Origin of the sequence: Lyngbya aestuarii BL J, assembly GCF_000478195.2 — a bacterium.
GTDB classification, from domain to species: domain Bacteria; phylum Cyanobacteriota; class Cyanobacteriia; order Cyanobacteriales; family Microcoleaceae; genus Capilliphycus; species Capilliphycus aestuarii.
The window spans coordinates 1-727 of sequence record NZ_AUZM01000299.1; the positions used below are offsets into that span (position 1 = coordinate 1).

At 38.0% G+C, this 727-nt stretch carries 1 protein-coding gene; it reads left to right on the plus strand.

Annotated elements, in window-relative coordinates:
- The coding region (locus M595_RS28205) for an RNA-guided endonuclease InsQ/TnpB family protein (RefSeq protein ID WP_023069951.1) at positions 1–727 on the plus strand (727 nt) is incomplete at both ends.

The window sequence follows — 727 nt, forward strand, 5'->3', positions numbered from 1 at the left end:
CCCGAACAGGAATTGGCGTTAGCCAAGTCATTCGGCTGTGTACGGTGGTATTGGAATTTTGCCTTAAATGCCTGTATTCAGCACTATCAAGAAACTGGAAAAAGCTTAAAACTAGCAACCTATAAAGGGATGCTCCCTCAACTCAAAAAGGAATATCTTTGGCTCAAGGAAGATTGTTATTCATCGGTTCTCCAATGTGTAGCAATTAACCTAGACAGAGCCTATAAAAACTTTTTTAAAGGACAAGCTAAATTCCCTAGATTCAAGTCTAAACACCATAAGCAATCAATCCAATATCCCCAGAGTGTTACTGTCAAGGATGAATATCTAAAAGTCCCCAAGATTGGTGAAGTCAAAGCAGTATTTCACAGAGAAGTTACAGGGAAGATTAAAACGGTAACAATCTCTAAGTCTCCAACTGACAAATATTTTGCTTCAATTTTGTGTGAAGTGGAAGTAACTGACGTTAAACAGTTGGGAGATCAAATTATTGGGATTGATTTAGGGCTGAAAGATTTCGCAATTGTTCACGATGGAGAGCGGGTAACTAAATATGCTAACCCCAAGCATTTAAACCGCCACCAAAAGAATTTAGCCCTCAAACAGAAAAAACTCTCTCGAAAAACTCAAGGAAGTAAATCGAGAAAGAAATTCAGGAAAAATGTAGCTAAGGTTTATGAGAGAATAGCTAATTCCCGCCAAGATTTCTTGCACAAGTTATCAAGAA